Origin of the sequence: Taurinivorans muris, assembly GCF_025232395.1 — a bacterium.
GTDB lineage: Bacteria > Desulfobacterota > Desulfovibrionia > Desulfovibrionales > Desulfovibrionaceae > Taurinivorans > Taurinivorans muris.
Genome location: NZ_CP065938.1, coordinates 1,490,926 through 1,503,134, shown reverse-complemented (window position 1 = coordinate 1,503,134; position 12,209 = coordinate 1,490,926). Strand labels below are relative to the sequence as shown.

Genomic DNA, 12,209 nt, shown 5'->3' with positions numbered 1-12,209 from the left:
GCTATGCTGTTGTTCCGCTTGCAGGCAGAAATAAAACAAAAGTTAAGCGTATATTTTCAAATCCCTGCGCACAAGCTAAGAGAACAGCCTGTGAACATACATAAGCTTATTCATAGTGCGTCCGCATTCTCAAAATTTTGACGGTCTTTGCTTGAATATCAACTTCATAAACAAGGCGGTTGCGGATATCAATGTGTCTGGAATATTTGCCTTCCAAGTCAAATTTCAGTTTTTCATAAGGCGGAGGATTCTGAAAGGGGTTTTCCTTGAGAAGCCCAATCAGCTTTTTGGCTTTTTCTTTTTGCCGTTCCTGCATTTTTTTGGCATCTTGCTGGGCTTGTTTGGAAAAATATATGGTATAGGCTACCATTCAAAGTTTTCCTCTTTTATGCATTCTTCAAGAGGAGTATTGCTTGCTTCAAGAATGCTTTCTTTCATTTTAGGAATAGAGCAAAGATAAACGGTTTCTTCCAGATTTCTGTATTCTTCCTCGCTCATCAAAATTGCGTTGCCGTTTTTCGTATTTACTCGGACAGGCTCAAAGTTGAGAACGTTTTCAACCGTTTTATATAGGTCTTTGCGGAGATTTGAAATATTGATAGTCTGCATAAACACCTCCATATAGTACGTTTTATAGTACGCTATTAAAAGAATACTGTCAATGCGGCAGTATCTTGCAGGATATTCCTTAATAAAGCATACCAACAGTAGAAATTCCCTAATTTCGCATGTTTTTCAGCTAAAAACGGGGACATACGGGGGACAAAATTAAAAAAGAAAGGACTTACAAAATTTTTGTTTTATAAGCCCTTGAAATATCTGGAGCCAACTGCGAGAATTGAACTCGCGACCTACTGATTACGAATCAGTTGCTCTACCATCTGAGCTAAGTTGGCACTCGGCTTTTTTAATCAATCTTTGGCGCTTCTGTCAAGAGAATTTTATTTTTTTCTTTTTGAACGGGTGAACAGCCCCGCAGCCGCTTTCTGAAATGGTCTCATTCCTCGTGCCATATTCCGAAATACCGCCGAACAAAAAAGAGCTCAGTCTATTTTCACTCACTTTATCCGCTCACGCCCATACTGCCGTTTTTTACCGCTCCATCGCTCTGGACATATTGCCAACAGATATGAATGGAGAACGTTTCATTATCCCTGCATAATTTTTTGATATTTTTCTGATTATTGCAGGGTATTGATAGTGCTGATCGGTCATTAAATAAAGCGGGAAATTTTTTATTTTCTGAAATTACTTGTTAAACCGCAATATTGATTGGAATACGAGAAGGAAAAGCCTCATGACAGACATATTTTTATAAAACAATTGACATCTTATATAAGACATGTTATTACTATCTTAACTATCAAATAGGAGGATACTTATGAAAAAGCTTTTCAAAACATTGCTGTCTGTTGTTTTGGCATTCGCAGTGACTTCCCCTGCTCTTGCGGCGTATCCGGAGAAGCCAGTGAATATGGTTATTGCTTTTACCGCCGGCGGCTCCAGCGACGTTCAGGCGCGGATCATGCAAAAATACTGGAACAAATACGCCCCGCAGCCTTGGGTTTTCATTTATAAAACAGGTGCGGGCGGCATTATCGGCTTCACGGAAATCGCCAATGCCAAAAAAGACGGATACACTGTCGGCGGTTTGAATACTCCCCATATCATTTTGCAGAGTCTTGCGCAAAATGCGCAGTTCGACCCGCTCACAAGTTACGAGTACCTTTGCCAAGTGGTGAACGACCCGCAGGTCATAGCCGTAAGAAAAGACAGCCCGTATGCGTCTGTCGAAGAACTGATTGCGGCGGCGAAAGCCAATCCGCACAAAATCAAGGTCGGTCTTTCCGGGCAATTGAGCGGTCACCATGTGATGTTTCTTTCATTCAAGGAAATGTTTCCGGAATCCGTGTTTTCTCCGGTATTCTATAAGGGGGCTGCCGACCAGAACGCCGCGCTTCTCGGCGGTGAGATTGATTTCATGTTCGGCAATGTGAATGACGTCACCCGCGCACTGGATGAACTGAGAATTTTGGGTGTCGCCGCTGAAGAAAGGAATGCTTTCCTTCCCGATATTCCGACACTCAAAGAACTTGGCATTGATTTTGTTTCCGATATCAGGCGCTGTTTTGCCGTGCCGAAGGGTGTCGACCCGGAAATTGTCAGGACATTGCGCGCTGTTTTCAAACAGATATGCGAAGACCCCGATTATGTTGCCGATATGCTCAAAGCCGGTCAGCCTCATGAATATTTGAGCGGTGAGGATTTTGAAGCGTATATTAAGACGCAGTATGAAAGCAACCGCGGCATTCTTCAACGGGCAGGACTTATAAAATAATACGAAAACTCCCCAGTGCTTCCGCGCGGGGAGTTTTTTTACCGGAGCTATGCAATGACTGAATTTATTGGATATGCACTTATTGAAATGATACAGCCGTTCAATATCTTTTTGATGATTATCGGATTGACGGGGGGTATCGTCGTAGGGGCTTTGCCGGGGCTGACGGCAACCATGGGGGTAGCGCTGATGGTTCCTGTCACATTTGCGATGGACCCTGCAAGCGGGCTTATAATGCTTGGCGCCATTTATATCGGAGGCATATACGGCGGGGCTAATTCCGCAATTTTAATTTGTACTCCCGGAACTCCCAGTTCCGTTGTCACAACGTTTGACGGATGGCCGATGTGCCAAAACGGGAATGCCGATGACGCCTTGCACGTGTCCCTTATTTCTTCTGCTTTCGGAACGATAGTCGGGGCGTTTTTCCTGTTGTTTTTCTCCGCTTCCTTTGCCCGTTTCGCTTTGCGGTTCGGGGGACCGGAAAATTTTTGGCTTTGCCTTTTCGGTTTGTCGACCATTGCGGTCATGAGTATCGATAACATGGGAAAAGGAATAGTTTCCGGAGCGATAGGAATGCTTGTGTCCACTGTCGGGCTTGATCCCAATACGGGCAATGTGCGCTTCACTTTCGGCTATTATCCTCTCATCCAGGGAATATCCGTCATCCCCTGCATGATAGGGCTTTTCTCTTTTTCACAGGTATTGCAGCTTTTGAGTTCCTCAAAAGAATACATTGCCGAATGCAAACCGAGCAGCGGCTCGTTTACGCGGATGTTCAAATACCTTTTTGCAAAATGCAAGACAAATTTGGTTCGCTCTTCCCTTATCGGGACGTTTGTGGGCATGCTTCCCGGTGCCGGGGGGGAAATCGCGTCCATTATTTCTTATAATGAAGCGAAACGCTGGGATAAGGAACCTGAAAAATACGGCAAGGGGTGCGTTGAAGGCATTGCCGCTTCCGAGAGCGCGAACAATGCGGTTATTGGCGGTTCGCTCATTCCCATGCTGACTTTGGGCATTCCCGGAAGTGCTGTCGCCGCGGTTATCTTGGGAGCGCTGCTGACTCATGGCATACAGCCCGGTTTTAAAATATTCACGACTTCCGGCGAATTGGCTTATGCTTTTATTCTTTCACAGTTTTTTGTCGCGCTGCTCATGCTTCCCATCGGGTATGTCCTATGCAAATTCATGGCGAAACTTCTTTGTTTTCCTTTAACAAACGTTGCTGTCGCCATTGTCATTTTATCGTTTATCGGCGCATACGCCATCGCCAACAGCATGGTCGATATCTGGGTTGTTTTCGTGTTTGGTATTTTGGGCTTTGTTTCCAATAAAATCGGGCTTGATACCGGAGCCATGGCGCTTGGCGTCATTCTGGGTCCGATGATAGAGGAAAATCTCGGCAAATGCGTTGATTTGGCCAATGCCCACAGCGGAGGTCTGCTTGGAGTCATGCTTGAAGGTTCCATTTCGAAGATTTTGATTTTCGCCCTTGCGGTATCTTTGCTTACGCCTTTTTATATCAACCATAAAAAAAGAAAGAGCGGCAGGCGTGCCGGGGAGGATTGATATGCCGAAATATTTGCAGGATTTATGTTCAGGTGCCGTATTTATTTGCATTGGTTTGGCTTTCGGTTTGCAATACAGCCAGTTGAGCGGTGTGAGCCGGATTTTTCCGGAAGCCTTGATTTCTCTTATTTCCTTAGGCGGTTTTTATTATTTCATAAAAGGTTTTGTCCGCAGAGGAAAGGAAAAAGCCAAAGGAACAGGGGAAGCGGAATCAAAAGAGCGGTTTTTGTTCATGCGCTTGGTATATATTCTTTTTTCCGCCCTTATGCTTATTTTTCTTATTGAATATTTGGGATTTTACAGCGCAAGTTTTCTTTTTCTTTTTATTTCCCACGCATATTTGGCGAATAAGAAAAACGGAAAAATGAAAACAATGCGCGACGGTCTTGTTTTCAGTCTCGCTTTTGTTTCTGCCGTATGGTTCTTGTTTCATTATGTGCTGTTGGTGCCGACACCCGCCGGTCTTTTGATTTAATCATTGCAGAGAGGTTTGCCATGAAAAAAATTGTTATTTCGGAATTTATGGATGAATCCGCCGTTCTTGAATTGTCAAGGAACAATACCGTTGTTTATGACAAAAACTTGTTCCAGAACCGTGAAGAATTACTGCACGTTTGCAAAGACGCAGATGCGGTTATCGTAAGGAATAAAACGCAGGTGGACCAGGAACTTCTGTCTGCCGCGGTGAAAATGAAAGCTGTGGGCAGGCTTGGGGTCGGGCTTGATAATATTGATACGGAATATTGTGAAAAACATGCGGTTTCGGTTATCACGGCAAGGGGAGCGAACAGCATTTCCGTTGCCGAATATGTTTTGACGGGTATTTTTTATTTTTCAAGACAATATTATCTGACAACGCAGGTAAAAAGCGGGGCATGGCCGCGGGAACGGATGATCGGTTCCGAAGCGGCGGGAAAAACTTTGGGGCTTATCGGCTTTGGAGATATAGCCAGAACCGTTGCGAAAAAAGCAAGCTGCCTGGATATGGATATTGTTGCCTATGACCCTTATCTCAAAGAAACGGATGCCGTTTGGAAAGAATACGGCGGCAGCGCGGTTAAGCCCTGCTCCTTGGAAGAAGTGCTGCGGCAGGCGGATGTTGTGAGCCTGCATATTCCTCTCTGTCCCGAAACAAAAAATCTTTTTACCGCGTCTTTGCTTGAAAAAACGAAGAAGGGCAGTATTTTCATCAACAGTTCCCGCGGGGGAGTCGTGGATGAGAATGCTTTGGCGCAATTGCTGAAAAAAGGACATTTCAAAGGTGCTGTATTGGATGTTTTCGCAAATGAACCCCTTGAGGCGGAAAATCCCTTTATCGGCATTGAAAATTGCCTGCTGACCCCTCATATAGCGGGTGTGACGGAAGAATCGAATGCACGGATAAGTTCTTTGATAGCCCGTGAAATATCAAAAATTTTACAGGGATGATGGTATGCTGCTTTCTAAAGATGAGGCATATGCCTTGGCATATAAAAAGTTTTCGGAAATTTTGTTTGATGAATATGTTAAACGGACGATTTGCCATTCCCTTACCTTGGCGGAATTGGACAATCTTCCCTCGCACGGTTTTTCCCGCATTCCGTTTTATTATGCCCAGGCAAAAAGCGGAAAAATCAATGTTCATGCGTCGATAGGCATGAACATTGCCGATAACGCGGTCATGGTTTCGGCGGATAACGGGTTCGCTTTTCCCGCGATTTGCAGGGGCTTGGAAAAAGCCGAAGCGCTGCTGAAGCATAACGCCATAGTCCTGCTGACAATTTCCCATTCCCATCATTGCGGTGTCTTAGGGCAGTATGTGGAACAAATGGCAAGAAAGGGGTTTGTCGGTTTTGCGTTTTCAAACACTCCCAAAGCCATGGCTCCTTTCGGAGGGAATGCGGCTCTTTTCGGAACAAATCCTTTGGCTTTCGGCTGTCCTTATGATGAAGATCCCCTTGTTATTGACATGGCATTAAGCAAAGCCGCGCGGGGAAAAATTTTAACTGCCAAGCAAAAAAAGGAAAGTATTCCCGATGACTGGGCGATAGACAGCTGCGGCAATGCAACCACAGACCCGGAAAAGGCGATGGAGGGAGCCCTTTTGCCTATTGCAGGGGCGAAAGGTACGGCGCTCGCCCTTTTGGTGGAAATCATGAGCGCAAGTTTGACAGCTTCTTCTTTTTCCTATCAGGCTTCGTCCTTTTTTGAAGCGGAGGGACCGTATCCGAATATCGGGCAAAGTTTCATTTTTATTGATCCCTGCCGGCTCAATCCTCATTTTCAGACAAGCATTCAAACCCTTTGCGCAGAGATTTTGAAACAAAAAAACACGCGTATTCCCGGCATGAAACGGTTTAATTGCCGTGCGGAAAAAAACAGGAACGGCATAACGATTTCCGATGACTTGTATCGAAAGCTGTTATGATGTTGCCGCCGCGGACGGCATGTTCGCCTTATGTTTGCCGATTTCGCCGCTTGTCCGGGAATTTGTCCGTTGTTTTCGGCAAATCGATTCATCTGTATGCGTTTTTTCGGGGTGACATGTCGATTGTTGTCGGTTTTGGCGGAACCGGCATAGTATGAAATTTTTTTATGATATTTTCTGAAAGATAAAATTTGCTTGCAATAATCCATTTGCCTATGTATACTTCTATCCGCATGGTATTATTGGAAGTTTGAAAGAATTATGAAGAGGAAACATGGATAAGAAGATTTCGTATGTGCCGCTGTATGAACAAGTGAAAAAAGATATTTTAAGAAGAATTATCGCAGGCGATTGGTCGCCGGGAAGTTTTCTTCCCAATGAATTTGCATTGGCGGAGCAATATGGCGTGAGCCAGGGGACGCTCCGTAAGGCGTTGAATGAACTGACCGCTGAGAAATATCTTGTCCGCTATCAGGGAAAAGGCACTGCCGTCGCCGTCGTGGAAGACGATACGGCGTTATTTCCGTTCTTTTTTCTTTCCCGCCGCGATAACAAACACATTCCTCCGGTTTCGCAAATCAACGGCATTGCGCGGATTAAGGCTTCTTCGGATATTGCCGGGCATTTGCAGATAAATGAAGGTGACGAAGTTATAGAAATCAAGCGGGTGCGTATTCTTGACAACGAATGCGTCATAAACGAGATCGTGTATATTTCGCTGAAAGTGACCGGCGATATTCATTTTGAAGACCAGCAGTTTCCCAATACGCTCTATGTCTATTACCAGCATAAATGCGGAATCAGGATACACCGTGCGGTGGAGGATATTGAAGCCGTTCTTCCGACAGCCGACGATGTGAAAAAACTGGGCATTGTGAAAACACAGCCTGTGATGAAAATTTCCAGAACCTCTTTTGATGTGCAGGAACGGATAGTCGAATACAGAATCAGCAAGATAAACACGCAAAATTTTGTGTACCGCGCAAGCTTGCAGTAAGCGGGTATGCAATCATCGTGAAAAAGAGCAGGGTTACCTGCTCTTTTTTTTGCGGAAAAATATGATTGCCGCGTTCAGGCGGAAAAAAGATTGTGATGTTTTTCATTAAAGTACTTGACAGTCTGATATAAGATATAATATATTTTCTAAAAATAGAAACATCATACCGTTTCAAAATGGGAGGAAATCATGAAATATCTGAAAAAAGCGAACACATCGGCAGAGGAATTCAGCTCCGGAGCCCGTAAAGCCGTTGAGGAAGTTCTTGCGGACATTCGTGCGAACGGCGAGGACGCTGTCCGCGAACTTGCGAAAAAATTTGATAAATGGGAGCAGGATTTCGTCCTTTCTCCGGAAAAAAAAGCCAGGCTCATCGCAAGCGTTCCGGAAACCGTCAAAAAAGACATTCAGTTCGCATACGAGCAAATCACCTGTTTTGCAAAGGCGCAGCGCGAGAGCATTAAGGATTTTGAAATCATGACTCCCGCAGGCGTCCGCGCGGGACAGAAAGTTATTCCGATGGATGTCGCAGGCTGTTATGTTCCCGGCGGACGGTTCGCCCATACGTGTTCCGCACTTATGAGCATTGCGACGGCGAAAGTGGCAGGTGTTCCTTTTGTTGTTGCCGCAACGCCGCCCCGAGGCGACAGTATCGACCCCTCCGTGTGTTATGCCATGGATTTGGCAGGTGCCGATGTTATTTTGGAAATGGGCGGCATTCAATCCGTCGCCGCTATGGCGTACGGTTTATTCACGGGAAAAAAGGCGAATATCATTGCGGGTCCAGGCAACGCTTTTGTTGCGGAAGCAAAAGCATTGCTTGCGGGTGAGGGCGTTTGCGGAATAGACCTTTTCGCCGGACCGTCCGAAATTGCGATTTTGGCTGACGCGCAGGCCGACCCCATGACCGTCGCCATTGATTTGCTTTCACAGGGTGAACACGGAGTTAATTCGCCGGTATGGCTTTTCACCGATTCTGAAGCGCTGGCTGAACGGGTACTGGAAATCATGCCGAAGCTCATTGCCGATATGCCGGATCCGGCGACGCCTCAAAAATCATGGGATGATTATGCGGAAATCATCGTTTGCGGCAGCAGGGAGGAAATGGTTGAAATCAGCGACCGATACGCACCGGAACATCTTGAAGTGCTTTGTGAAGATACCGGCTGGTGGCTGAACCATCTGACTTCTTACGGCTCGCTGTTCATGGGCGAATTCAGCACCGTCACCCATGGCGACAAATGCGCCGGTCCCAACCATATTTTACCCACAAAGAAAGCGGCACATTTCAGCGGCGGCTTGAATGTGCATAAATATCTTAAGATTTGCACCTACCAACAGCCGGCAAGCATGGAAGCCAGCTGTCTGATCAGCGGATATGCTTCCCGTCTGTCCCGTGTAGAGGGCATGGAAGGGCATGCCCGTGCCTGTGATTGGCGCCTTACGAAATACCAGCCTGAAAAGGATTGGGATTTCAAAGTATACAGACATCCGGCATATTGATAAGGAGAAGAGTATGAACGGAAAAAAAATCCTTGGCTTGGCGGCGGCGGGTTTTGCGTTTCTCTCGCTCGCAGGTTTTTCTTTCGGAGCGGAACCGTACACCGGTCCCAAATTGAATCTGCGTCTTGCAAGTCCGAGTCCGCTGGGCAGCAACATGGTGCTCGGTTATGAAAAATTCGTTGAACTTGTAAAAGAAAAATCCGGCGGTAAAATCAATATCAAACTCATGGCTAATGCCGTGCTTGGCAGTGACAGGTCAACTCTTGAGGCGGCTCAGCGCGGTACGCTGGACATGGCTTCCTGCTCTTCTCCCAACATGGCGTCGTTCGCCCGCGACTATATGGTTTTCGATTTGCCGTATGTCACTTCTCCCGAGTATCAGCAGCAGTTGTATGATGCTCTTGACAATGGCGAACTTGGCAAACATTTTGAAAAAGTGGCAAACCGTATCGGTTTGACGACCATCATGTTCAGTGAATACGGATACCGCAATTTCGCGTTTACTTCTTCCGTAAACGGAATTGACATGATGAAAGAAAAGAAAGTCCGCACTACGGACTCTCCTATCGAAGTGGCGGTCTCAAGGGCATTGGGCATGATTCCTTCTCCTGTGGCATGGGGTGAGGTGTATACCGCTTTGCAGCAAGGCACCGTGGACGGTGAAGGCAATAACTGGGAACATCTTGTTCTTGCAAAACATATTGAAGTGCTGAAAGGCGCCATGAATTCCGAACACAATTACAGTATGCATATTCTTATGATGAACAAGAAAAAATATGACATGTTGGACCCGCAGGCGCAGGCCGTTCTTCGTGAAGCGGCAAAAGAAGCCCTTGCGTATGAAAGAAATCTCACCAAGGAATTAAAAGAAAGGTGTGAAAAGGAAATGCTCGCCCAAGGCATTGTGATTTACCGCCTTTCCGCTGAGGAGCGTGCCGTTTTGAAAGAAAAAACGCGTGTTGTCTGGGATACGTTCAAAAATGAAATTGATCCCGATGTATTGCAAATGGTATTGGATACACAAAAGTAACGTGTTCGTATTAACATGAAAAGCCGTACTTTCATGGTACGGCTTTTTTATAAGGGGCAATGTATGTCGATATATGACAGTATTAAAGTTGATTTGGAACATACTTCCGAATGCGGTGCGTTTGCGGACTGTTTGAATGTCAATTTTGAAAAACCGTTTATGATCATCGGCTTAGTGGGAGCGGTTCTTTTAATTGTTTACCAGTCTCTCGGAAGATATGTTTTTGCAAAATATTTTCCTGCAATGCACATTCCTTTTTGGACGGAAGAATTAGCCCGTTTCATATTCATTTGGTCGATGTATTTCGCAATTCCGCTGACAATCAAACACAGGGAAAATATTCGCGTCGATGTTATTTATGACAAATTTTCTCCGAAATGGCGCGGCATATTATGGATATATTCGGACCTCGCCTTCATTGTCATGGCGGGGAGTATTTTTTATACCAGTTTGGGCTATATTTACATGCAATGGGAATTTGAACAGGAAACCGCGGCTCTGCGCATTCCGTATTATATTCCTTATGCCATATTGCCTTTGGGGTTTGGGCTCATGGTCATACGATTGATTCAGGATATTTCGGTTGAATTGAAAACTTCATCGTATGCGGATTTTTTCTCAGCTGTTTTTTTGATTGTGTTGTCCATTGCTCCCGTATATCTTTTTGAAGAGTTAAATGTTCTTGTCTTATTGTTCGGCTATTTCATTCTGCTGCTTGTTTTGGGGGTTCCCGTTTCCATTTGCTTGGGGCTTGCGACACTCGCGACTGTCATCGGTGCGGATTCGCTGCCTATTGATTATATCGCCCAAGTCCCTTTCACGTCTGTCGATTCCCTGCCTATTATGGCAATTCCGTTTTTTATCGCCGCCGGCGTCCTTATGGGGGCGGGAGGGCTTTCCAAGCGTTTGCTTGATTTGGCTGATTATTTCATCGGAAGTCTGCCCGGCGGAATCGCGCTTGTCAGTATCGCCGCGAGCATGTTTTTTGCCGCAATCAGCGGGTCCGGTCCCGCAACGGTTGCGGCTATCGGCATGATTACGATTCCCGCAATGATAGAACGCGGATATGACAAGTTTTTTGCGGGGGTGGTCGTTGCCGCCGCAGGCGCCATCGGAGTGATGATTCCTCCGAGCAATCCCTTTGTCGTCTACGGGGTGACAGCACAGCAGTCCATCGGATCCCTGTTCATGGGCGGCATTGTTCCCGGTGTTTTAACCGGTCTGGCTTTGATGGTATATACGTATTTCTATTCAAAGAAGAAAGGCTGGAAAGGAATTGACAGGGAAAAGAACATAAAAGAATTGATAAAAGTTCTTTGGGAAGCGAAATGGGCGCTGCTTGTTCCCGTGATTATTTTGGGGGGCATATACGGCGGTATCATGACGCCGACGGAGGCCGCCGCTGTCGCCGCGTTATACGGCTTGATCGCGGGAATGTTCCTTTACGGCGAGCTGACTTTTAAACGTCTGGGAGATTATTTGGCGCAGGCCGCCGCTTCTTCCGCCGCAATCATCATATTGATCGCCATGGCGACATTGTTCGGCAATATCATGGCGATTGAAAGCGTGCCCGAATCCATTGCGGCGTTTATTTTAAGTGTTTCAAACAACAAAATTGCCGTTTTAATCATTATCAACGCCTTTTTGCTGTTTGTCGGCACATTCATGGAAGCTCTCGCCGCCATTGTCATTCTTACTCCCGTGTTATTGCCGGTCGTGACGCAGCTCGGCGTGAATCCCGTTCATTTCGGCGTTATCATGGTTGTCAATTTGGCAATCGGTTTCATTACTCCTCCTGTCGGGGTGAATTTGTTTGTTTCCGGCACGATTGCCGGCTGCAAGCTTATGGATTTGGCTGGTGCCATTGTTCCGCTGTTGATTTTGATGATTGCGGTATTGCTGCTGATAACCTACGTTCCCGCAATTTGCATGTGTTTGGTTTGATGCGGAGGAGATTTTTATTTAAAAGTATAAAGTTAAAAAACTGTTGACAATCTTATATAAGATATAGTATATAAAAATCATAATTCAATCACAAATTAACAATGCTTAATTTGAAACACAGAAGGAGGCCATTATGGCGATCGACTTTCTTGTACACGAAGCGGGTGACGGTGTCGGTGTGGCAGCTGTTGAAGGCATAAAAGCCGGTCAGGATTTGACAGGCTGGATTATGCAGGAAGACCAAACTATTACGATTAAAGTTTTAAATGATATTCCTATCGGGCATAAAATCGCGCTTAAAGATTTTGCCGTGGGGGATACCGTTTTCAAATACGGTACGGATATCGGCAAAGTTGTCGCTTCCATAAAAAAAGGTGAGCATTTGCACGTGCATAACGTAAAAACCAAAAGGTGGTAA

12 protein-coding genes and 1 tRNA gene are annotated in these 12,209 nt (G+C 45.7%); 10 read left to right on the top strand and 3 right to left on the bottom strand.

The genetic code is table 11. From position 1 onward, the window contains the following. Positions 1-106 precede the first annotated feature (106 nt). From JBF11_RS07105 to JBF11_RS07095, 3 genes are all read right to left on the bottom strand, one after another. Positions 107-370 carry a Txe/YoeB family addiction module toxin gene (locus JBF11_RS07105; protein ID WP_334314786.1) on the bottom strand — a complete coding sequence of 88 codons (264 nt, stop codon included), beginning with the start codon at positions 368-370 and terminating at the stop codon, positions 107-109. Further along, on the bottom strand, positions 364-609 hold the full coding sequence (locus JBF11_RS07100) for a type II toxin-antitoxin system Phd/YefM family antitoxin (RefSeq protein ID WP_334314785.1): 246 nt from the start codon (positions 607-609) through the stop codon (positions 364-366). The genes JBF11_RS07105 and JBF11_RS07100 overlap by 7 nt, the downstream gene beginning before the upstream one ends. 211 nt (positions 610-820) lie before the next feature. Beyond that, positions 821-896 (bottom strand) — tRNA-Thr (locus JBF11_RS07095). A gap of 485 nt (positions 897-1,381) precedes the next feature. On the opposite strand from JBF11_RS07095, the gene JBF11_RS07090 reads away from it, so the two are divergent. From JBF11_RS07090 to JBF11_RS07045, 10 genes are all read left to right on the top strand, one after another. Further along, a complete protein-coding gene (locus JBF11_RS07090) occupies positions 1,382-2,338 on the top strand; it encodes a tripartite tricarboxylate transporter substrate binding protein (RefSeq protein ID WP_334314784.1) in 957 nt (318 codons plus the stop codon). A 54-nt stretch (positions 2,339-2,392) separates the two neighbouring features. Continuing rightward, the gene (locus JBF11_RS07085) at positions 2,393-3,910 is read left to right on the top strand and encodes a tripartite tricarboxylate transporter permease (RefSeq protein WP_334314783.1); all 1,518 of its coding nucleotides are present in this window, start codon (positions 2,393-2,395) and stop codon (positions 3,908-3,910) included. A 1-nt stretch (position 3,911) separates the two neighbouring features. After that, complete coding sequence (locus JBF11_RS07080) at positions 3,912-4,385, top strand: tripartite tricarboxylate transporter TctB family protein (RefSeq protein WP_334314782.1); 474 nt, start codon at positions 3,912-3,914, stop codon at positions 4,383-4,385. A gap of 20 nt (positions 4,386-4,405) precedes the next feature. Then, positions 4,406-5,338 carry a hydroxyacid dehydrogenase gene (locus JBF11_RS07075; protein ID WP_334314781.1) on the top strand — a complete coding sequence of 311 codons (933 nt, stop codon included), beginning with the start codon at positions 4,406-4,408 and terminating at the stop codon, positions 5,336-5,338. 4 nt (positions 5,339-5,342) lie between these two features. Continuing rightward, complete coding sequence (locus JBF11_RS07070; protein ID WP_334314780.1) at positions 5,343-6,317, top strand: Ldh family oxidoreductase; 975 nt, start codon at positions 5,343-5,345, stop codon at positions 6,315-6,317. 274 nt (positions 6,318-6,591) lie between these two features. Further along, positions 6,592-7,314, top strand: coding sequence for a GntR family transcriptional regulator (locus JBF11_RS07065; protein ID WP_334314779.1), 723 nt, complete (start codon positions 6,592-6,594; stop codon positions 7,312-7,314). A gap of 189 nt (positions 7,315-7,503) precedes the next feature. Continuing rightward, positions 7,504-8,817, top strand: coding sequence for a histidinol dehydrogenase (hisD, locus tag JBF11_RS07060; RefSeq protein WP_334314778.1), 1,314 nt, complete (start codon positions 7,504-7,506; stop codon positions 8,815-8,817). 13 nt (positions 8,818-8,830) lie between these two features. Further along, a complete protein-coding gene (locus JBF11_RS07055; RefSeq protein WP_334314777.1) occupies positions 8,831-9,847 on the top strand; it encodes a TRAP transporter substrate-binding protein in 1,017 nt (338 codons plus the stop codon). A gap of 63 nt (positions 9,848-9,910) precedes the next feature. Beyond that, on the top strand, positions 9,911-11,791 hold the full coding sequence (locus tag JBF11_RS07050; protein ID WP_334314776.1) for a TRAP transporter large permease: 1,881 nt from the start codon (positions 9,911-9,913) through the stop codon (positions 11,789-11,791). Between the two features lie 133 nt (positions 11,792-11,924). Beyond that, positions 11,925-12,209 (top strand): UxaA family hydrolase, encoded by a 285-nt coding sequence (locus JBF11_RS07045; protein ID WP_334314775.1) that lies wholly within the window; start codon positions 11,925-11,927, stop codon positions 12,207-12,209.